This window comes from Zhurongbacter thermophilus (assembly GCF_026184435.1).
Lineage (GTDB): Bacteria > Coprothermobacterota > Coprothermobacteria > Coprothermobacterales > JAADFF01 > JAADFF01.
The window spans coordinates 1,350,243-1,371,497 of record NZ_CP046447.1 but is presented as its reverse complement, the minus strand read 5'-3'; the positions used below and the strand labels follow the sequence as shown (position 1 = coordinate 1,371,497).

The 21,255-nt window shown below is 42.9% G+C and carries 21 protein-coding genes; 17 read left to right on the top strand and 4 right to left on the bottom strand.

The genetic code is table 11. From position 1 onward, the window contains the following. Positions 1-4: 4 nt before the first annotated feature. The 4 genes from GM182_RS06925 to GM182_RS06910 are packed head-to-tail and all read left to right on the top strand — an operon-like array spanning position 5 to position 3,837. A complete protein-coding gene (locus GM182_RS06925) occupies positions 5-862 on the top strand; it encodes a nucleotide-binding protein (protein ID WP_449186376.1) in 858 nt (285 codons plus the stop codon). Further along, entirely contained in the window at positions 859-1,740 is an 882-nt protein-coding gene (locus tag GM182_RS06920; RefSeq protein ID WP_449186375.1) for a nucleotide-binding protein, read from the top strand. The genes GM182_RS06925 and GM182_RS06920 overlap by 4 nt, the downstream gene beginning before the upstream one ends. A gap of 43 nt (positions 1,741-1,783) precedes the next feature. After that, on the top strand, positions 1,784-2,716 hold the full coding sequence (locus GM182_RS06915) for a radical SAM protein (RefSeq protein WP_449186374.1): 933 nt from the start codon (positions 1,784-1,786) through the stop codon (positions 2,714-2,716). A gap of 47 nt (positions 2,717-2,763) precedes the next feature. After that, the gene (locus GM182_RS06910; protein WP_449186373.1) at positions 2,764-3,837 is read left to right on the top strand and encodes a methyl-accepting chemotaxis protein; all 1,074 of its coding nucleotides are present in this window, start codon (positions 2,764-2,766) and stop codon (positions 3,835-3,837) included. Between the two features lie 183 nt (positions 3,838-4,020). Here the strand turns inward: GM182_RS06910 and GM182_RS06905 are convergent, their stop codons facing one another. The 3 genes from GM182_RS06905 to GM182_RS06895 all read right to left on the bottom strand — a co-directional run bounded on the left by GM182_RS06905 (position 4,021) and on the right by GM182_RS06895 (position 6,001). After that, the gene (locus tag GM182_RS06905) at positions 4,021-4,650 is read right to left on the bottom strand and encodes a chemotaxis protein CheC (RefSeq protein ID WP_449186372.1); all 630 of its coding nucleotides are present in this window, start codon (positions 4,648-4,650) and stop codon (positions 4,021-4,023) included. 109 nt (positions 4,651-4,759) lie between these two features. Further along, a complete protein-coding gene (locus GM182_RS06900; RefSeq protein WP_449187303.1) occupies positions 4,760-5,023 on the bottom strand; it encodes a stage V sporulation protein S in 264 nt (87 codons plus the stop codon). Positions 5,024-5,053: 30 nt separating this feature from the next. Further along, the gene (locus GM182_RS06895; RefSeq protein WP_449186371.1) at positions 5,054-6,001 is read right to left on the bottom strand and encodes a DEAD/DEAH box helicase family protein; all 948 of its coding nucleotides are present in this window, start codon (positions 5,999-6,001) and stop codon (positions 5,054-5,056) included. Positions 6,002-6,048: 47 nt separating this feature from the next. Here GM182_RS06895 and GM182_RS06890 point away from each other — a divergent pair, with 47 nt between their 5' ends. After that, positions 6,049-7,497: an NAD(P)H-hydrate dehydratase gene (locus GM182_RS06890; protein ID WP_449186370.1), complete on the top strand. Its 1,449-nt coding sequence runs from the start codon at positions 6,049-6,051 to the stop codon at positions 7,495-7,497. On the opposite strand, the gene GM182_RS06885 is transcribed toward GM182_RS06890, so the two are convergent. Further along, the gene (locus tag GM182_RS06885) at positions 7,481-8,440 is read right to left on the bottom strand and encodes an AEC family transporter (RefSeq protein WP_449186369.1); all 960 of its coding nucleotides are present in this window, start codon (positions 8,438-8,440) and stop codon (positions 7,481-7,483) included. The two genes, GM182_RS06890 and GM182_RS06885, sit on opposite strands and share 17 nt — an antisense overlap. Positions 8,441-8,505: 65 nt before the next feature. Here GM182_RS06885 and GM182_RS06880 point away from each other — a divergent pair, with 65 nt between their 5' ends. The 12 genes from GM182_RS06880 to GM182_RS06825 all read left to right on the top strand — a co-directional run bounded on the left by GM182_RS06880 (position 8,506) and on the right by GM182_RS06825 (position 21,096). After that, on the top strand, positions 8,506-9,501 hold the full coding sequence (locus GM182_RS06880; protein WP_449186368.1) for a PhoH family protein: 996 nt from the start codon (positions 8,506-8,508) through the stop codon (positions 9,499-9,501). Then, a complete protein-coding gene (locus tag GM182_RS06875; protein WP_449186367.1) occupies positions 9,488-11,617 on the top strand; it encodes an HD family phosphohydrolase in 2,130 nt (709 codons plus the stop codon). Before GM182_RS06880 ends, GM182_RS06875 begins: the two co-directional genes overlap by 14 nt. After that, positions 11,583-12,029 carry an rRNA maturation RNase YbeY gene (gene ybeY, locus GM182_RS06870; protein WP_449187302.1) on the top strand — a complete coding sequence of 149 codons (447 nt, stop codon included), beginning with the start codon at positions 11,583-11,585 and terminating at the stop codon, positions 12,027-12,029. The genes GM182_RS06875 and ybeY overlap by 35 nt, the downstream gene beginning before the upstream one ends. After that, entirely contained in the window at positions 11,998-12,429 is a 432-nt protein-coding gene (locus tag GM182_RS06865; protein ID WP_449186366.1) for a diacylglycerol kinase, read from the top strand. The genes ybeY and GM182_RS06865 overlap by 32 nt, the downstream gene beginning before the upstream one ends. Before the next feature lie 4 nt (positions 12,430-12,433). After that, the gene (locus GM182_RS06860; RefSeq protein ID WP_449186365.1) at positions 12,434-12,847 is read left to right on the top strand and encodes a cytidine deaminase; all 414 of its coding nucleotides are present in this window, start codon (positions 12,434-12,436) and stop codon (positions 12,845-12,847) included. A 53-nt stretch (positions 12,848-12,900) separates the two neighbouring features. Beyond that, entirely contained in the window at positions 12,901-13,818 is a 918-nt protein-coding gene (gene era, locus GM182_RS06855) for a GTPase Era (RefSeq protein WP_449186364.1), read from the top strand. Continuing rightward, a complete protein-coding gene (locus tag GM182_RS06850) occupies positions 13,775-14,446 on the top strand; it encodes an endonuclease V (protein ID WP_449186363.1) in 672 nt (223 codons plus the stop codon). The genes era and GM182_RS06850 overlap by 44 nt, the downstream gene beginning before the upstream one ends. A gap of 1 nt (position 14,447) precedes the next feature. Beyond that, the gene (deoC, locus tag GM182_RS06845; RefSeq protein WP_449186362.1) at positions 14,448-15,287 is read left to right on the top strand and encodes a deoxyribose-phosphate aldolase; all 840 of its coding nucleotides are present in this window, start codon (positions 14,448-14,450) and stop codon (positions 15,285-15,287) included. Between the two features lie 30 nt (positions 15,288-15,317). Further along, on the top strand, positions 15,318-16,076 hold the full coding sequence (gene recO / locus GM182_RS06840; RefSeq protein ID WP_449186361.1) for a DNA repair protein RecO: 759 nt from the start codon (positions 15,318-15,320) through the stop codon (positions 16,074-16,076). A gap of 169 nt (positions 16,077-16,245) precedes the next feature. Then, positions 16,246-17,145, top strand: coding sequence for a histone deacetylase family protein (locus tag GM182_RS06835; RefSeq protein WP_449186360.1), 900 nt, complete (start codon positions 16,246-16,248; stop codon positions 17,143-17,145). A gap of 440 nt (positions 17,146-17,585) precedes the next feature. After that, positions 17,586-18,383: a carotenoid biosynthesis protein gene (locus GM182_RS06830; RefSeq protein ID WP_449186359.1), complete on the top strand. Its 798-nt coding sequence runs from the start codon at positions 17,586-17,588 to the stop codon at positions 18,381-18,383. 46 nt (positions 18,384-18,429) lie between these two features. Next, the gene (locus tag GM182_RS06825; RefSeq protein ID WP_449186358.1) at positions 18,430-21,096 is read left to right on the top strand and encodes an adenosylcobalamin-dependent ribonucleoside-diphosphate reductase; all 2,667 of its coding nucleotides are present in this window, start codon (positions 18,430-18,432) and stop codon (positions 21,094-21,096) included. Positions 21,097-21,255 lie beyond the last annotated feature (159 nt).

Sequence of the window (21,255 nt, the reverse complement as noted above, 5' to 3'; positions counted from 1 at the left end):
CCCTGTGTACATAGCTGTTATCAGTGGTAAAGGTGGTACAGGTAAGACTACGGTATCTGTCAATCTTGCATATGTTGCCAGCCAGCATGAACCAGTTTATCTTGTAGACCTCGATGCAGAAGAGCCTAATGGTCACTTATTTTTTAAAGATAAGATAGAGTGGCAGGGAGAAGAAACAGTTTATAAGAAACTTCCCCGTGTCAACTTAGATATATGCACTTTCTGTGGTGAGTGCCAGAAGGCATGTCAAAAGGGTGCCATTGTCGTTGGAAAAAAGACTGTTATGGTCTTTGATAATCTCTGTCATGGATGTATGCTATGTCAGTATGTGTGCCCTGAAAAGGGGGCTATCACAGAGGAGTTGAAACCTATTGGCTATGTCAGATGGGGTAAGGTTTCAGATACCCTTGATTACTATATGGGACTTATGAATATTGGTGAGTTGTCTGCAACACCTGTAGTGCGCCAGGCCAAACACAAGGTGCCTGGTGATAGGCTCATCATTGCCGATGGTGCGCCTGGTGCATCATGTCCTGTTGTTGAGGCCATAGATGGGGCAGATTATGTCATACTGGTGACAGAGCCAACCCCGTTTGGACTTCACGATCTTGAGGTGGCCCACGATATTGTGCGTGAGCTGGGGCTTCGTGCCGGTGTTATCATCAACAGAGATGATAAAGATAATCCATTCGAGCCCCTTGAAAACTTTATAAAAGACAGAGAGCTACCAGTACTTGCCCGCATACCATTTAGCAGGGAGATTGCCAGCGTTTATTCTCGTGGTGGTATTCTTGCAGAGCATCTGCCATTTGTCAAGGATATATTTGAGGATGTCTACCAGAAGGTGGTGAAGCACGGATGATACAGATAGCCGTTATCAGTGGAAAAGGTGGTACAGGTAAAACGACACTGACAGGTTCTCTGGCTACATACTTTAAGGGTAGGATTGCCGTAGATGGTGATGTTGATGCCTCTAACCTCTATATGCTTTTTGACCCCGAAATGAAAGAGAAGTACGACTATGTAGCTTCTAAAAAGGCCGTTATTAACAATGAAGGGTGTATAAAATGTGGTATCTGTAAAGATGTATGTATCTTTGATGCCGTGCGTATAGATAAAGAAGGTAATTACTACATCAATACCTTTGCATGTGAAGGATGTGCCTACTGTTACTATGCATGTCCTGTTAAGGTGATTGATATGTACGATGAAAAATCTGGTGAGTACTATTGGGGTGAGTCAGAGCGTGGGCCCATTGCCTATGCAAGGTTGTTTCCCGGTGAAGAGACAAGTGGTGGTCTTGTGGCCGAGGTAAGGCGTATTGCACTTCAAAAGGCCCTTGAAAATCCTGAGAAGCCATCTATCATCATAGATGGTGCCCCCGGTGTAGCATGTCCTGCCACATCTTCTATTACAGGCACAAACTATGTTATCGTCGTTACTGAGCCTACAGTATCAGGTCTTCACGACCTTGAAAGGGCTGCAGAGATGATAGATCACTTTGGTATACCCTTTGGTGTTGTTGTCAATAAATATGATCTGTCTGAAGAGAAGACTGCCGAGATAGAAAACTGGTGCCGTGAAAATGGTGTAGATTTTCTTGGCAAGATACCATTTGACCCCCAGGTGGTAGAGGCTACCCGTATGGCAAAGCCTATTATAGAGGTGTTTCCCGATAGTCCGTCGGCAAAGGCCATTATGGGTATTATCAAGACCATAGAAGAAAAGTTCCAGATATAGTGGGGAGGGAAACCTCCCCATTTTTCATTGGAGGTGGTTATCTGTGGAGTATAGATATGTGTTTGGTCCTGTGCCTTCTCGCAGACTTGGGCAGAGCCTTGGTATTAGCCCTATTCCCCCGAAAACATGCAACTACTCATGTGTCTACTGTCAGCTGGGACGCACAAAGACATTTACCAATACGCGGCAGATGTTCTTTCCACCAGAAGACATCTTTGCAGAGGTCAAAGATGCCTTAAATAAATATACCGATGTGGACTTTATCACATTGGTAGGCGAGGGAGAGCCCACCCTGTATTTGGGAATAGGTGAGGTCATCCGCATGATAAAAGACTATAGTCCCCTTCCACTGTCTGTTATTACCAATGGTGCCCTTTTATACGACAAAGATGTGAGAAGAGACCTAAAACCCGTATCTGTTCTTATGCCAACCTTTGATGCACCCGATGAGGATACATGGAGAAGAATTAATAGGCCCCATAGAGACCTCAAATTTGAAAAGGTTATTGATGGCTTGTTTGCCATGAGACAGGAGATGGAAGGCGAGATGTGGTTAGAGGTTATGCTTGTAAAAGGCATAAACGATGAGGAGGATACCCTTTATAGGATGAAGGAAGTCATAGATAGGCTAAAACCCCAGAGGGTATATATCAATGTGCCTATTAGACCACCGGCTGAAAAGTGGGTAGAAATGCCTGATAAAGAGACGCTGGAAAGGGCTACTCAGATACTGGGTGCTATACCACTGGGTAGTATGGAAGAGGGTACATTTTATGTGGCTGGAGATAACCCCGTAGAAGGGATACTGCGGATTATTAAAAGGCATCCTATGCGAGAAGAGCAAATACGTAAAGTGGCAGAATGTAAAGGTTGGGATGTAGAAAAGTTGCTGGAAGACCTTGCCTCCCGAGATGATGTTGAGATAGTGCCAGCCCACGGTACATATTTCTACCGATACAAGGTGTGGAGGATATAATAGATATACAGGGGTGGATATCTTTTTTAGTGAGGGAGGTTTATTTTATGTGGTATGTTTTAGTGGCTATTTTATTTTTTGCCATAGGTTTTGGAGTGGCATACCTTATAAACTGGAAATTGTTTAGAGATGTGGCTCATGCCAAGAAGGTACTGGAGGAGCATAAGGAAGTGTATGAGTCCCATGTGGCAGGATACGAGGGAGATATGCTCACGAAGTTTATACAGGCTCTCAAAGACCTTCATAATGAAGTTCAGATGCTAAAAAGTCGGGTGCATGGTATTTCCAGTTCCATAAGCGATACATCTGAGGCTCTTGGTATGCAGAGGGAGAGCCTGAGAAAGGCTATGGAGCTTATTGAAGAGTCGTCTAAAGTTGTGTCGGATTCTCTTAGCAATGTGGAAAGTATTTCTTCCCAACTCGATGTCGCGGCCCAGTCTTTGGCTAGTAGTGTTGAACTTCTGTCTCAGACTATTAGCACCATAGAGGCTTCTACTACTGATGCTGAGCATAGCCTTGTGCATGTGGAGGCTTCTATTGGTAAAGAGGTGGAGAATATACATTCGGATTCTCGGCGACTTAAGGAACTGGAGAGAGCTGTTGGTGATATTGAGAATATTACGAGTCATATTGAGTCTATTGCAAACAAGACGAAACTGCTATCTCTCAACGCCTCTATAGAGGCTGCCCGTGCTGGTGAGGCAGGCAAAGGTTTTTCTGTGGTTGCCATGGAAATAAGGGATCTGGCTGATAGTTCTCGAGAAGCAGCAGAAGAGGTAAGGCAAACGGTGAAAAATCTTGTAAAGCTTATTCATGAGGCATACGATAATAGTCTTACCCGTATAGAAGATGTGAAAAATCTTCAGAAGCTGGTAGCGGAGACCAACAATAAGGTACGGGTTATTATGGATGCCATAGAAAAAGTAGATATTATGGGGTCAGACCTTGCCGCCGTGTCTGAAGAACTATCTGCTTCTGTGACAGAGGTTTCTGACTCTATCAAGCGTATAGCCTCTACTATGGATAGGCTTGTTGAGTCTATTAAGGAAATGGCATATGTTGAGAATGAGATAGAGAGGATAGATAAGTCTATAGAAGATTTGCTTGAGAGCATACAGTAACTGATTATATTGTTGATATCAAAGGGGATGGTATACCATCCCCTTTGATTTTTAAAGAAAAAAGCTCTGTAAAGCTTTTTGCTTATTGTGTGGAATAGAGTCTCTGGTAGTTTATTTTGTTGATTTTAGTTACAAGGCTCTGTGTTCTGTAATTGATCCAAGTAGCGGGATTCAAAGACTATGTCATTTCTTTTTCTTCATGCTATTCATATTCTTCAGTGTGTTAATAACGAGTTTAGCGGCGAGGGAAAGGGGATAGAAAATGTACATATGACCTTCTTGCTCCTCGCCATCAATCCACACCGTAAACTGGACAGAGGCCACTTTGCCTTTCATATTTTTCTTGATATCTTCAAGCATGTCTTCGGTAAGACCGTTTTCCAGTAGAAGGAAAGTGGGGGTTGTAATGTCTATAAAAGCTCCTGTTAGCTCAGATAGTGCCCTTGCAGCGGCACCCATCATTTGATTCATGGCCTCCATAAGAGCTGAAGACGCGAGATCGTCAAGCTCTGAAACTTCCATGCCCATAGGGGCAAGCATGAGGTTGGCTATTTTGATAGCCATGCCCTCTCTCAGTGTCATCAGTGATGAGCCTGTGATGTCGCCCTTATAGTTAACAGATATGAGGATTTTCATATCACCGGGATTTTCTACCACGGGCTTGTCACCAAGCCATACCTTTGGTGAGGTAAACTGAATTTTCCTACCTGTGAGTTCCGATAACGAGATAGAGGCAGCACCCATGGCAATACTACCAATTTCACCCAGCATGGACATTAGGGCATCGCTGTTAACTGCACTTTCTTCGGGCATTTTTACCACCTGTCTTTGTATTCACTCATCACTCTATTATATCCTATGTGTCTTGCAATGAAAAAACCCACCGCCTCAGGCGGTGGGCCATGTTACCCCCATTGTCTACTTACTCTTTGGGCTCAACGATAAACTTAATAGCTGTGCGCTCCTCCTCACCGATCTTGACATCGGTAAAACCGGGGATGCACACCAAATCAATACCATTTGGTGCAAGATAACCACGAGCGATAGCGATTGCCTTAACAGCCTGGTTTACAGCACCAGCACCAATTGCCTGCAGCTCGGCCTCACCGCTCTTACGGATAACCTCGGCGAGAGCACCGGCGGCCTTCTTAGGGTCAGTCTTAGCAGAGATCTTCAGAACTTCCATCACTTGATCCCCTCCTTTTCTAATGGGTTTTTACCCGATATTTATTATACCATTTATCTTTTTCTTCCAATATGGGTGAAGGAGTGTAAAGTGTCCATTTTTATTTCTATGGAGTATACCGACAGAGACAAGTTTTTCTATAAAGTCTAACTTTTTTACTTTGGGATACTTTAGCTTAATAAGTTTTTTGGGTGCAACAACTTCGCCCTCAGTGGCTACAACTTTTAGAAGAAAGAGAGCAGGTTCCGGAAGACTGTTTATAAGGTTTTGCCATGCTGTATCAAGTCCCGATTCCCATATGTCTTTTGCAAATTCTGGATTTCTCACCTTGTTTCTAATATATAGTGCTATCTCTAACCATATGCGTTTGCCTTTCGGTTTCTCTGCCGGTGCCTTTAATATCTCTTCTACCATATAACGTGCTGCATCGGGACTGTGGGCGCCAAGATTGATATCTCCATGTCTGTCAAGCATAAGTGTGATTGTTGTATCACTGGGTTTAATGCCCCCAATATGGACATCGTACATATCTTTATCGGCAAATAAAAGCACAGGTGTATCAGTTGCCAGTGCCAGCTTTTCGATGTCCTCAGCCTCTATGTGCACATTTCCTTTAAGCTTGATAAACCAGAATGGTCTTGGCAGTGAACGAATAAGAAGATATGCAAGTGCTGTTTTTCCTGTCCCCGGGTTCCCTCCTATTGTTAGTCTGCCCTTTCTGATAAATCTATCTTTGATGTCATCAAAGTCGAATGTGTGTACAAGATGGCTGCTACGGTGCACAGGAATGTAATCAATCGCTGGTGATATCATCTTCTTGTTGGTAATAAGATAGATATCAACGAGTTCTGTTTCAGGTAGCCCATTCACTTCTGTGTACTCCCAGCCCATGCTACGGGCTAAAATTTGTCTCATATTGGCATCTTCTACATTGGCCTTTAACCAATATGAAAATGCGTCCCTAATAATTTCTTTCATATCTATCACCTCTTCTATTAATATATACCTTGTGGGGGTGATATTGTATGTTGCCACTTGTGGGAGCAGGTGAAATGTCACTGCAAGATGCACTGGTGCAAGAAGCTCTTGGTATTCCCGGTTCTGTTCTTATGGAGAGTGCTGGCAGAAGTGTTGGTGAATTTATACTGACCACATTGGACCCGGCAGAGGTAACTATCCTTGTTGGACCGGGGAATAATGGTGGTGATGGTTATGCCGTTGCCAGATATCTATTGTCGTGGAATATACCTGTAAAGGTATATGCATCTGAACCAAAGTCACAGCTGGCTATTATGCAAAGGCGTTTGTTTACGCGCTCTGGTGGAAGAGTTTTTCCTCTTAAGGATATCTTTGCCGTTGAGAGTATGGATGTTGCTGTTGATGCCCTGTTTGGTGTGGGACTGAAACGACCTTTAGATGGGATATATGCCGATGTTGTTAGCTATATGTCTGAGGTATCCACCCGTGTAAATATTGCTGTAGATATGCCATCGGGACTTTCTGCTGATACGGGTATGCCTATGGGGAGTGTGTTTCCAGCTGATTATACTATCACATTTGGACTACCTAAGCTGGGACTATTTCTTGAGCCGGGCTTTATGTTTTCTGGCAAGATAAGAGTCGATTCTATTGGAGTACCCCTGTCTGTATGGCTATCTGGCATATCTGTAACACATTGGGCCGTGGTAAAAGAGGATGTTCAGGTAGCTCTGGCATCGCTAGTGTCTCCTAGTCATAAAGGTGAGGCGGGAAGACTTCTTATTGTCGGTGGTGGGGACATCTACAGTGGGGCACCACTCATGGCAGCTCTTGGTGCCATGGCTATGCGTACAGGGCTTATCTATGTTGCTGTACCCGATAAGATAAAATCTTATGTGGCTGGTAGATATCCAGAGCTTATTGTTATAGGATGGAACGAGTTCGATACGGCATTGCTTGACAAGATTGATGCCATTGTCTTGGGACCGGGTATGAAGGAGTTACCACCTTTTATAGACAATATCTTAGATATCCCTATACCCCGTGTTGTTGATGCCTCCGCTATACGCAGGGATATTCTTATTGGCATGAAAGGTAGTTATGTCATTACACCTCATCCTGGTGAGGCGGCACGGTTGCTTGGCACTGATGTAGAGAAGGTGAAAAACAATAGACTGCGTACCACTCAGGAACTTCTTAACTATGCCCCTGTTGCTGTGCTCAAAGGTAGACGCACGATTACGGCTTCAGGCTCTGTGAGGTGGATTAATACATCGGGCAATGAGCTGCTGGCTGTTGGAGGTTCAGGTGATGTGCTTTCAGGTATGATAGGAGGCCTTATTGCCAGAGGACTTGACGTAGCCACAGCATCGTGGGCTGGTGTGTATATGCACGGTTGGTGGGCAGATTATATGAAAGAAAAGGGTGGTATGTTACTGCCCCATAAGGTTATCAATATAGATTTCTTTACAGAAATTTTTAAAAGATCGTCCTGATAATCCAGTAAAAAACAGGAATGAGCATAAGGCTTGCCACAGTGGTCAGTGTAACCGCTGCGGCGGCCTTTTTACTGTCGAGCCCTGCACCTGATGCGTATATGACACTGGCCATCATAACGGGCATTGTTGCTTGAAGCATTATAGCCATAGCCGCTAAATAACTGAGATGGGTGATATTGGGTATCAGTGGCAAGAGGTACAAGGCTACAAGTACAACACCCAAGTGAACGACAGGTGTAATAACGAATTTTCCAATGAATGTAAAGAATAGGAATCGTATGTATTGAAATATCCCTCTGAAGCTGGTAATAAGACCAAGACTGAGCATGATAAGGGGACTTGATGTTTTTCCCACTGTTTCTGCTATTGAAATAACAATATCCCAGCCACTGGCCCATGAGGGTGGGGTCATTGGTATGATAAATCTCAAAAGGAAACCAATAATAAAGCCTATAAGTGGAGGAGATAGAATCTTTTTCTTTTTACCTTTGCCTCCCAGTGTAGGGTATATGATGGTGAGAAATGTTGTTGTCTGGGTTATGTTATATGCCACGGCATATGTCAATGCAGAAACACCCAGCAAACTTTCTACTATAGGATAGCCCATATATGCGGTATTACCCATGGTGGCAGTAATTTCCAGCAGTTTCCCTTCATCTGGAGGGACAAATTCCGCAAACAGGAGTTTGATAATAACCCATGTTAGCATTATGGCTATAAAGGCAATAATGGGCACCAGCCACATATCTTTGGGAATATTGGCTGTATATGAAACATACAGAAGAAGTAAAGGAAGCGTGATGTTGTAGACAATCTTAGTGAGTCTGTCTCCGTCTTTTTCATTAATACTTGGAGATAATACCTTGTATAGGTATGCAAGGAGCATAATACCAGCGAATATTAGCACCTTATGTATAGCCAATATTAAACCCTTTTCCATGGCTACCCTCCCTTTTTGTGTTATATTATGCCACGACACTCATTATAATGGTGATAAGGAGGTGTATGTTGTTGTCGGATATTAAACAGATGCGTATCGGTGAGAGGCATGCAGCGGAACTGAGCGGTGTGTCATCGGACAATCTCAAGGCTATTGAGTCTGTTTTTGAGGTGAGTATAACGCTATCGGGCGATGAAATATACATCATAGGAGAAAAAGAGGCCGTCGATATGGCCTATCAGTTTATCAAAGGACTTTTGGAAGGTGACCATATGGATTATTCCCCTGAAGACATGATTCGTGTTGCCAATGACTTTGTCCATGGAAAAGTAAAAGGAGCCGATCTTGCCCCCGATGCTATTGTCAAGACGTATAGGGGTAAGGTTATTAAGCCTAAAACTGCAGGTCAGAGGCGTATAGTAAAGGCCATACAGGAAAACGATGTGGTATTTGTTATAGGACCGGCAGGCACAGGTAAAACTTACATTAGTGTTGCTATGGCTGTGGCGTATTTTAAGGCACACAAGGTTTCCCGTATCGTCTTAACAAGACCTGTTATAGAGGCTGGAGAGAAACTTGGCTTTTTGCCCGGAGATATTCTTCAAAAGGTTGATCCATATTTTCGACCCCTTTACGACGCTTTATATGACATGATGGGATTTGATAGGGTAAATAAATATATACAGAAAAACATTATAGAGATAGCTCCCCTTGCATACATGAGAGGGCGTACATTCAACGACTCGTTTATTATCATGGACGAAGCCCAGAATACAACGATAGAACAGATGAAGATGGCGTTGACAAGATTAGGTTGGGGTTCGAAGCTGGTCATCACCGGTGATATTATGCAGATAGACTTGGAGCACCCCGGTAGAAGTGGCTTACTCCATGCCCTTGAGGTACTGAAGGATGTCAGGGGTATTGCCATGGTATTTCTTGATGAGACTGACAATGTCAGACATGATCTTGTTCAGAAGATTATCAGGGCATATAAGGTATATGAAAAAGAGACAGACTATGACCGATTGAGAGGTAGGTTGAGCGGTGGCGAAGAGTAAAAAGCGTAAATCTAGGCTACTCCACCTGATAATTGGTTCTATTATCTTGTTTGCGACTATTGCCGGCTCTATTTTTATTACATATGTTCCCGTCTCCGTAGGGAAACCTGCACCGTCAGATATCTATGCCCGTAAGACTGCTATTGTGGTAGATCAAGATGCTATTAAACTCATGAAAGCTGAGATATACAATGCCCTTTTGCCACCTCGATATCGTTTAGTATCGGTAATCAACCTGTTTTCTACAAGAATAGATGTATTAACGACCCTTATGAACTATGACGACTTTTCTCCCGGAGACGTGGTTAGGTATAAAGATGTGTTTGGAGCCGATAGAGCAGATAAGTTGGTAAAGTTGCTGCTGAGTGTTAGCCCTGATGACTATCCTATCCTTTCGGGGCTGATCTATAAGGTTGGAAATCGCCTTATATATAACGGAATCACAAGCCCTGATGATATAGACAAAGATATAGAAAGAGCTCTGTCAGACGAAGGTGTCTTTTCTGAATATAGGGAAGTAGTTAAGGGAATTCTCAAGCTGCTTATTCCCGGTGTTACAGATGATGTAGATGAGGCTTATGTTGAAAGCAAATTGGTGTCCCAATCTCTGACCTTGTCTACTCCTGTAAAATTTGTTTCTAAAGGAGACCTCATATTGAAAAAGGGGCAGATTGTCGCCCCGGCTGATATCCATATTCTCAATATGGTAGGCTATACAACCACTGGTTTCTACTCTAAGTTGGCAGAAGGTTTAGTTCTAACTGCTCTTATTGCATTGGGTATATATGGTCTTTACCTGTGGCGGAGACAGAGATATGGACGTACGGTATTTATGCTTCCCTATATTATGGCTGTGTGGTATGGCCTGTTTTTTGTGCTTATGTGGTATTTCCCCTATGAAAGGGTAGGGTTCTGGGTGGCATGGACATTGGGGCTTGTTCTGATGTATGCTGTCCTTGGCACCCGTATTACCATTGCAACATCGATAGCCGTATTGGCTATTTTAATATGGCGCTTTTCTGTGCCAACTATACTCATTGCATCGGCTCTAATACTCTTGTTTGGTTCCATATATCCGTTTAGACTCATGCGCATGGGTAAATATATGCTATCGACAATGATTGGGCTCATGGCATATTCTGCTGTGTCTACAGGTATAGCTTCTTATGTAGTGGTGAGTAATATGAAGGCAGCATTACTTGAGGCTATTTGGACCGCTGTCATGGTCCCCGGTTCTGTTATTGTTGTGTTTTTCCTCATACCATTTTTAGAAAGACGCTGGCGCATTATTACGCCGCTCAATCTTATCAGATTGATGCAACCAACTCATCCACTACTGAAGAGACTATCTATGGAGGCACCGGGTACATATCAGCATTCGTATGCTGTGGCAATACTCTGTCAGAAGGCAGCTGAGGCCATTGGAGCAGATTCATTGCTTGCATATGTTGGAGCACTGTATCATGATGTGGGTAAACTCTATCATCCTGAGTATTTTATAGAAAACCTTAAGCCCGGTATGCCAAATCCACATGATGAGTCTCCTCCATATGTCAGTGCACAGCGTATCAAAGCCCATGTCAAAGAGGGAGTTAAGCTTATAAGAAAATATAAACTTCCTACCATTCTTGAAGATTTTGTTACAACCCATCATGGCACTATGCTTATAAAATATTTCTATAAGAAGGCCAAGGCTCTTGGTGAGGAAGTTTATGAAAAAGACTTTCGCTATGATGGTCCTCTACCATCAAGTAAGGAAACAACAATTCTTATGCTTGCTGATTCTATTGAGGCGGCGGTAAGATCTATGCCTGACCATTCACGAGAGGCTATATGTGCCAAGGTAGAGGAGATATTTAAGGAACGTCTCGAAGATGGACAACTTGACCGTTCAAGGCTGTCATTTGAAGAGATGAATAAGATCAAAGAGGTATTCTGCGATGTACTGAGGGATATGTATCATGGCAGAATACGGTATGACAATGTAGAAGAAATATATGGTAAGAAAAATAAGCAGAAGAAAGAATCTAAGGAGCCTAAGGATAAACAGGAGAGCGGGGAGGGAACAGACAGTGGGAGTAATGATGACAAGCGACCATCCGTCAATAAAGATTAGTGAGGCAAAGGTCAAGGAAGTTGTTAACCTTGTTCTTTCCAATATGGGGTATTCACCACGATACAATGAGGTGCATGTATATTTCACCACCGATGATGTTATTCACAAGCTTAATAAGGAATACAGGGGAATAGATAAGCCTACAGATGTCTTGTCGTTTGAGATGAATACCAAAGTTCGTTCTAAGAAAATATTGGGAGAAGTTATTATTTCACTGGATACAGTAGCACTTCAAGCAGAAGAACATAAAGTACCATTTGAAGAAGAGGTCTTTCGTATGCTTATACATGGCATTTTGCATCTTATGGGTTATGATGATGAGACAGAAGAGGAGTACGAGAAGATGATGAAGGTTCAAAAATCGCTGGAGGCAAAGGTCTATGAACACCTCAGAAACACCTTCGGGCAATAGACTTTACAAGTCTTTTATCTATGGTCTGAGGGGTATTCGTTTTCTACTAAGTCAACGCAATTATAGAATAGCCATATATGTCACCACTGCAGGTGGCCTGTTGTTTCTTTGGCTTGATAGGTCGTTTTTGCCTATATTTCTTGTTATGTCTGCCGTGGTTCTTGTGTCTGAGGGAACAAACTCTGCTATAGAAGCTTTGTGCGACTTTGTTCATGAAGATCATCATCCTGTGATAGGTAGAATCAAGGATATGGCAGCAGGGAATACTGTTGTTGCCGTTGCCATAGCATCTGTTATAGGGTTATGGGAATTTATAAAATTATGGGGTCCCTTATACGGTATAGGACTATGGGCGGTTGCCATCGCAGTGATATTTATAATTTTCTCCATATGGGGGTGATACTATGACCAGAGATGCACTGCAGGAATATATACCTGTTTTAATTGAGAAAGCCCGTGAGGCCCAAAAACATTCGTATGCACCATTTTCACACTTTCATGTGGGAGCAGCCGTGCTTGCAGAAGATGGCCGTATTTTTACCGGTACTAATGTTGAGCCACCGGTGATGAATCTTGGTATTTGTGCCGAGCGGTTGGCTATCTACAAAGGTATATCTGAAGGTGTGAGAAAGTTTGTTGTCGTATGTATTGTTGGACCAACAGGAAATGCTACACCACCCTGTGGTGCCTGTAGGCAGATACTATTTGACTTTGGTGTAGAGTGGATTATTCTGCCCCACAAAGATGGTGTTGATGTGAAGTCTATGCAGGAGCTTTTGCCATATGCCTTTTCTGAGGATATGATAGAGACTAAATAGTGGGATGTTTTGGTAATGTATACATATAAAACAAATGCTTAGGAGGTATAGCCGTGGAGGTAAAAGAAGGATTTAGGTCGGGATTTGCCGGCTTTATCGGAAGACCTAATGTAGGAAAATCCACACTTATGAACACAATCTTGGGTTGGAAACTGTCAATTGTTTCTCCCAAACCACAGACAACGCGCTATGTTATCAGAGGTGTGAAGACGACAGAGGACTATCAACTGATTATGGTAGATTTGCCCGGCATTCACAAACCGTTTCACAAGCTGGGTGAGATTATGACAAAGACGGCCCTGAAGTATGCTAAAGATATGGATGTCAATGTCATGATTGTTGATGCCAGTACAAGAAAACCCGGTAAGGGTGATATTTACATTGCCGAGTATCTTCAGTCTCTCAGTGTCCCCCGTGTACTTGTTGTCAATAAGATAGACCTTGTTGATAGAAACGAGGTAGACGATATTGTATCTGCGTTTGTGGAAGGTCTTCCTGCAGAGTTTGGTGATGTTGTTGCCGTATCTGCACTGAAAGGATGGAATATTGATGCTTTAGAGAAAACCTTGGCAAAATACCTTCCAGAGGGACCGCTATTTTTCCCACCAGAGATGGGTACCGATGTAGACCTTGCCATACGTATATCTGATATTATCAGAGAGAAGATACTATATCTAACCCATGAAGAGGTGCCCCACAGCACGGCTGTTATTATAGACAAGCTAGAGGATAAGGGGGATATTGTAGTTATATATGCCACTATATATGTGGAAAAAGATAGCCAGAAGCCCATTATTATAGGCAAAGGTGGTAGGCGTATTAAGGAGATAGGTACACAGGCCAGACAGGAGCTTGAGCTTATCTTGGGTAAGAAGGTCTACCTTGAACTGTGGGTGAAGGTTAAAGAGGATTGGAGAGGAAAGCTCGGTGTCCTTACCGATCTCGGATTTACTCTACCCAAAGAATCTTAAGCAGGCAAGAGAAGTTCAGCGTTATATCAGGGAGAGGCTCATTCTTGACGATGAGCCTCCCCTAAAAGATAGATTTGTCTTTGGTGTTGTCGATGTGTCTGCCAATATGTATTCCCCTTATGCATATGCCGCATGCACTGTGTTTGAGTATCCATCTCTTAAGATGCTTGATTGGTATGGCTACAGTGGAAAATATGTATTTCCTTATATTCCCACATACCTTGTGTTTAGAGAAGGACCTCTTTTGTATGAGCTTCTGAAGGATATTGCTGGAGACCTCGATCTTATCATCTTTGATGGACAGGGCATTATTCATCCACTGCGTGTTGGTATTGCCACACATATGGGCTTTATCTTTGACAAAAAGACCATAGGTTTTGCCAAGAAGCTCCTGTATGGTAATGTTGTAGATGGTAAGGTTATAGACCCTGAAGATGGTATGGTGCTGGGTTATGAGGTGAAGCTGGGGAAGAGGGGAGGACCTGTTTATATCTCACCGGGTTATCGCATATCTCCGGAAAGGGCTGTAGAAATCATCAAGTCTATGGCCGATGGGTATAAAATACCTAAGGTAATACGCAGTGCACACATATATGCCAATAAATTGAGGAAAGAGGGAGGTTTATAACATGGAGGAAAAGAATATGCTTAAGCCTACAGAATTTGCAAGGTTTTTTGACCATACGCTTCTGAAGCCTGAGGCTACAACAGCACAGGTACGTAAGCTTGTTGAAGAGGCATATCATTATGGTTTTTACGGAGTATGTGTCAATCCTATACATGTACCACTGGCTGTGGAACTGGTTAGTGACCTCACAGGTATTCCTGAGGGAGAGTACATTGAGGAGATTCCTGAGCCAGAAAATGTGGCCGATGAATTCCCCATGGTCATCGAGGAAGAAGAGGAGACAGATACCGGGGTTGCTGTTGTTGCCGTTATTGACTTTCCGCTAGGTGCCGGTACAGCCCTTATGAAGGCCTATGAGACAGAAAAGGTTGTAGAAATGGGTGTAGATGAGGTAGATATGGTTATTCCTATAGGCTATCTTAAGGAAAAGAACTATTACATGGTAGAAAAGCATATTGCCGAGGTTATCAGAGCTGCCGGTGGAGAGGAGAGAGACGTTGTTGTCAAGGTCATATTGGAAACAGGCCTTCTCACAGAAGATGAAAAGAAGGTTGCCGCTGCTATAGCCATGGCAGCCGGTGCCGACTTTGTAAAGACATCTACCGGTTTCTTGGGTGGTGGAGCCACTGTGGAAGATGTCAGGTTGCTGAGAGAAGTTGTTGGTCCTTATAAAGGTGTTAAGGCATCTGGTGGTATTCGCACAGCAGAGGCTGCCCTGAAGATGATAGAAGCTGGTGCCAATAGGCTGGGAACATCTCGCACGGTGCAGATTATGGAGCAGTATATAGCCCTGTATCACGGTGAAGATGCCGATATGACCGACGACGGACAGGGATATTGATGGGAGGGGAGGGGTCCCCTCCTTTTTATTATGGCCAGGAGTAAGTATATTTCCACTCACGGTATTATCCTTGATAAAAGGCTTCACAGAGATGAGAAGGCTATTTATATTGTTGTCTTGACATCTGATTTGGGAAAGATTGATGTTCTTGTTCGTGGTGCCAGGAAAGACACCCATAAATGGGGAGCATCGTTTGAACCCTTGGAAGGTGGCGAGATGATACTCTATCCTATAGGAGATAGGTATGTGCTGACAGCAGCTCAGGTAGATACTCTTCCCCCCAAACTTCTCAGAAAATATCCTATGCTTCGTATGGGGATTGCCACTTTAGTTGATAGTAGTGTTATGAAGGATAGCGAATCATATGCTGAGTGGGATACATTGGTATCGTTTTTGCACTCTAAAATGACAGGTAAAACGGCTATTGCCAAGTTCTTGCTGGAATACATTGGGGTTATGGGCTATCGTGTATTTATGAGTGGTGCCACATGTGGTATATGCGGTAAGGAATATGATGAAAAAGAGATGTGGTACTACACGCCATATGAAGGTTATCTTGTATGTGAGCAGTGCAATGTTATCCACGGTGTAAAACTGGGTACATATACGATTTCCAATCAGGTGCTCAAGGAAATTGTGAGATTAAAAAAGCTTCCATGGCACTACAGTGAGGATTTTATATCTGAAGATGCCTATCGTTTGATACTTGATAGAACGTTTGCCACCATTTCTGTATCAGAATCTGTTAAGCATGCATTTTATTCATTTGGAGGAAAGAGTAGTGGATAGATATACATTGGCACTGTGGATTGCTTTATATATGGTCTTGAATTGTTTGGGGTTAGGAGCGTGAAGATGAAGGAACAGTGTCGGGTATAGGGATATATGCCGCTATAGTTTCTTTTTAGTTTGCTTCTAATTTGATACGAGTTTTATTTACTAATAGGAGGTGAGTGTTGTGAAAGGAACACTTGTTTGGTTTGACGAGCTACTGTCTTACGACTTTGGGGAAGGGCATCCTATGAGGTCTATCAGGTGCAAGTGGGGGGCTGAGGAGATAGCCAAGATAGATGGTATTGAGATAGTGCCACCACGCAAGGCAACCGATGAGGAGATACTCTTGTTCCACACCCCAGAGTATCTGGGTCTTGTAAAGCATGGTGCCCCTGCCTCTATAGATACTCCAACAGCAGGTCTTTATGAACCGGCTTTGTGGTCTGTTGGAGCTACCCTTACGGCCATTGATAAGGCCCTTGAACATGGTGGTGTAGCCGTTAATGTATGTGGTGGTTGGCACCATGCAGAGAGGAAGAGGGGAAAGGGATTTTGTATTTTCAATGATATTGGTGTGGGCATAGAGTATGCCAGAAAGCATCATGGGCTAAATAGGGTTATGGTTATAGACTGGGATGTCCACCATGGTGATGGTACATGGAAAGGATTTAAAGATGATCCCGATGTGTTTACCATCTCTATCCACCAAGACCCTTCTACCCAATATCCTTATACGTCGGGCTATGAAGATGAAAATGACGATAGAAATATCAATATACCTGTAAAACCCGGTGAGTCGGAAGAGAGTGTCATACAGAGGTTGGTGCCATTATTTCCTCGCATCATACCCTCGTTTATGCCCGAACTTCTCATAATACAGATTGGTGTAGATGGACACAAAGATGATCCTATGAGTGGTATTAACCTGACAGAACGGTTCTATCATGCTGTTGCTCCCGTGCTCGCACGGTGTAGCAGAAAGAGGGGGTTTCCCGTTGTGCTACTTGGTGGCGGAGGGTTCAACTTTCCTAAGACAGCCCAGCTATGGAGGTCTATTGTAGAAGATTTTATAAAAGTAGAATGAGCCGGAGGAGAGGGGAGGGAGCTTATGCAGTCTTTGCAAGAAGCTCCAGTGTTCCTAACAGAAGACCGGTAAAGTAGTTCTTGTCTTCTTTGTGCTGCTGTTTGACTGTAAATATCTTTTCTGTCCTTTTCATATGTATCACCTCCTTTCTTAATTTGGTAGAGGGCTGAGGTTAGAACCTCAGCCCCATTTCCACGGCGCCTAATGCCGCTGTATTCATTGCACCTTGTAGTATCTTCTTATCCTCTTTATATACGAGGGTTTTCATCAGCCTATCGTATATGCTTAGCATATGCATCACCTCCTCACACCTATATACCATATTCTGCATATGGCTATTCATTATGCATAAAACTCTTTGTATTGTCAAGAGGTATTTCTAAAGAATGTTTGAAAATTATGTTGTAGGTAAAATGAAATAGAGATTGGAGGTGAAAGCTGTGACAATCTTTATTGAGTTGCTTCTAATTTTTATGTTTCTGTATATGTTGTATCAATACAGGGATTATTGGGCATTTATCGTATCTATTTTCCTGTTGGGTCTTATTATGGAGGTACTCGGTGTTAATTACATACATGCCTATGATTACCATGGATTTTTATTAATGCCATTTGGTGTGCCTCTGGCTATCCCCTCTGGTTGGGCGATTATCATTTTTACCAGTATCCAAATTATAGGCCGTTCTAATCTGTCAATTGTTTTATATCCATTTGCCACTGCCTTTTTTACACTTATCATTGATATAGCTCTCGACCCCGTTATGGCACATGCTGGTGTCTGGGTATGGAAAAAAGGTTTACAGCCATCTACTGATTTTATGGGTATTCCCCTTTACAATTTCTGGGGTTGGTTTCTTGCCGGATTTGTGGTGGGACTTTCTTATATATTTCTATCCAATATGAGAAAACCAGCATGGTGGATATATGTTATGTGGGGGCTTTCATATCCTATCTTGTGGCTTAGTGGTATGTTCGCCTTGAAGTATGTGCCATATCTTGTTATGTATTATGTTCTATGGGGATTAATGTTATTTATTGGAATTATTGTAAAACTATATGGTTTTACAAAAGAGGTTGTACCTCAAGATATAGTCATGATTAGATGGGCCTTTTATTTGACTTCTTTTATTGTGTTTTTCTGGTCAGGTCTGTATGCTACCAAACCTTATCTCATTGTGCCTGTGGTCTTATCTCTATTAATTGAAATTTTTGGAACTTCTATGTACGATGTCCTCTGATAACATGAAAAGGGACTTACCCTTTTCATGAAAGGAGGGCTTTGCTTTGATTACCCATGTTATAAAGCGTGATGGAAGACAGGTGCCATTTGACCGTAGTCGAATTGTCCGTGCTGTTGGTGGTGCCCTCAAAGAGGTGGGTATGTATTCTACCACCCTTGTAGATGATATTGTCGATGAGGTTGTTGAAACACTGGAGAACCTATATCCCAGTGGTACACCTCAGGTGGAGCAGGTGCAAGATGTTATTGAGCTGACATTTATGCGTAGGGGCCTGTTTGATGTTGCCAAGGCCTTTATTCTATACAGAGAGCGTAAGAGACAGATTAGGGAAGAGAAGAAAAAACTACTGAAAAAAGATACTCTTTCCCCTGCAGAAAAAAGATTTTCTCTCAATGCTGTCAGGTTACTGACAATCCGTTATCTGTGGAAGGATCCCAGTGATCCTGATAGATTTCTTGAAGATGTTGACGGGCTCTTTACCCGTGTGGCTGTGCTCGGTGCTATTCCAGAAATCCTATACGATGGTGCTATATTTGATAAAGACGGTGGCCACAAGTACACCGATAAAATGAAGGCTGAAGTTGAAGAATATAGAAAGAAGTGGCAGGAAGAGCCAGAGCAGTTTGATAATCTTTACAAGATAGATGAAGGCTTTCCGCTAAATAAATATCACTTTGAGAGGTTTCTGTATCTCTATGACCTGCTTGCACAAGACGGACATATGAAGTATCCTCTTTCTAAAGTTTTGTCTATGCTTGAAAGTGGCAAGTACTTTGATAAGGCTAAACAGAAAGTGCGTGAATTTTTCAAGGGAATGACACATCAGCAGTTTATGCCTAACACACCAGCCCTTGTCAATGCCGGTAGGCCACTGGGTATGCTCTCAGCATGTTTTACTGTTTCAACAGATGACTCCCTTGATGCCATTATGGATACTGCCAAGGAGATGGCCATTATAGCCCAGATGGGTGGTGGAGTGGGTATTAACCTAAGCGTGCTAAGGCCAAAAGGTGATATTGTTAAAAGAACTGTTGGTGTTGCCTCTGGCCCTATATCATTCCTTGAGCTTTACGATAGGGTACTTTCTGTTATCTCTCAGGGTGGTGTCCGTCGTGGTGCAGGTATGGCCATACTGGAATATTGGCATCCACAGGTAATGGACTTTATTAAGGCCAAAGAGAAAAACAGGGGAGATAATTACCTGTCTACTTTTAACCTCTCCGTTGGTTCTGATGAGCACTTCTGGGAAGCCGTCTACTCCGATGAGGAGATAGACCTTATCAACCCCAGAAATAAGGCTGTACTTCAGAAAATGAGAGCCCGTGAAATTCTCGATAAAGTGGCCGAGTATGCATGGGCCAAGGGCGACCCAGCATTTTTATACTTCCACAACGGAAATAGGTATAACATCAGAAAAAACAAGCTGGGGGAGATTAGAGTCACAAATCCTTGTGGAGAAGAGTTCCTTTACCCCTATGAATCCTGTAATCTTGCCTCTGTCAATGTCGAGGCATTTGTAAGATATGATGAAGAGGAAAAACCGTACTTTGACTGGGAGGCATATGCTAAAACTATACGCACAACCGCAAGGCTTCTTGACAACTTCGTAGATGTCAATAATTTCCCTCTAGACAAAATTAGAGACCACACAAGGGCCGGTCGCAACATTGGTGTAGGTATTATGGGAGTTGCCAATGCTCTATTTAGACTGGGTATACCTTATACGTCTGAAGAGGGCTACAAGTTTATGGAAAGACTGGCTGAATATCTCACATACTATTCTATGGAGGAGAGCCTTGAGCTTGCCAAGGAGAGAGGACCTTTCTCTTACTGGGAAGAGACAGATTATAAGGAAGGTAAACTGCCAGTAGCCGGGGTATATACTGGTGAGCCTACGCTACCGTGGGATAAGCTTGCGGAAGAGATAAAACAGTATGGTATACGCAATGTAGACCATACGACAGCACCCCCTACGGGTTCTGTATCTATGATTTCTGATACCTCTTCTGGTATTGAGCCACTGTTCTCGCTGGTCTTTAAGAAGGTGACAACGGTGGGTACCTACTATTACACCAACAAGGTCTTTGAAGAAGTATTGAGAAAGAGAGGCATGTTTGATGAAGTGCTTCTTGAGAAAATATCGTCTGCTGGTGGGTCTCTCAAAGACCTTGAAGATATACCAGAAGACCTGAAAGAGGTATTTATTACAGCCATGGATATACACTGGGCTGACCATGTTATAGCCCAAACAACCTTCCAGAAATGGATAACAAATTCTATTTCTAAGACTATCAATATGGCCAATAGTGTGTCTGTTGCCGATGTGAAGAAGGCGTTTGTGCTTGCTGAAAGACTTGGTGCTAAGGGTGTAACCGTGTACAGAGATGGTAGTCTGGATATGCAGGTGTATGTGGCAGAGACCCAGAAGGAGTATCATGAGCCATATCCCGCAAGCCCATATGCCCGTAAGGTGATAGATAGATTGGTACACAGATATCCTTATCTAAGAGATTTCTTTGATGAAGAAGATATTTCTGGCATGGCACCAATGCCTATGCTTGAGATAGAGATGACAGAAAAACTGGTGCCTGTAAAGGAAGATAGTGGAGAAGTAACAGTATGTCCTGTTTGTGGTAATGAAAAACTATCCCATGAATCAGGTTGTATTACATGTCCTGTGTGTGGCTGGAGTATGTGCACATCAAGCTAAAAAGGAAAGTGGGAGCCGTGAGGCTCCCACTTTTTCTATGTCTGAGCTAATCCTCTATTTACCCATTTTTAACCTCCGTTTTCCTATTAGTCTTGTTGACATTTATGTTTATATGTGGTTTTTATGCTATCCTAATTTTAGAAAATTGTAAAAGGGGAT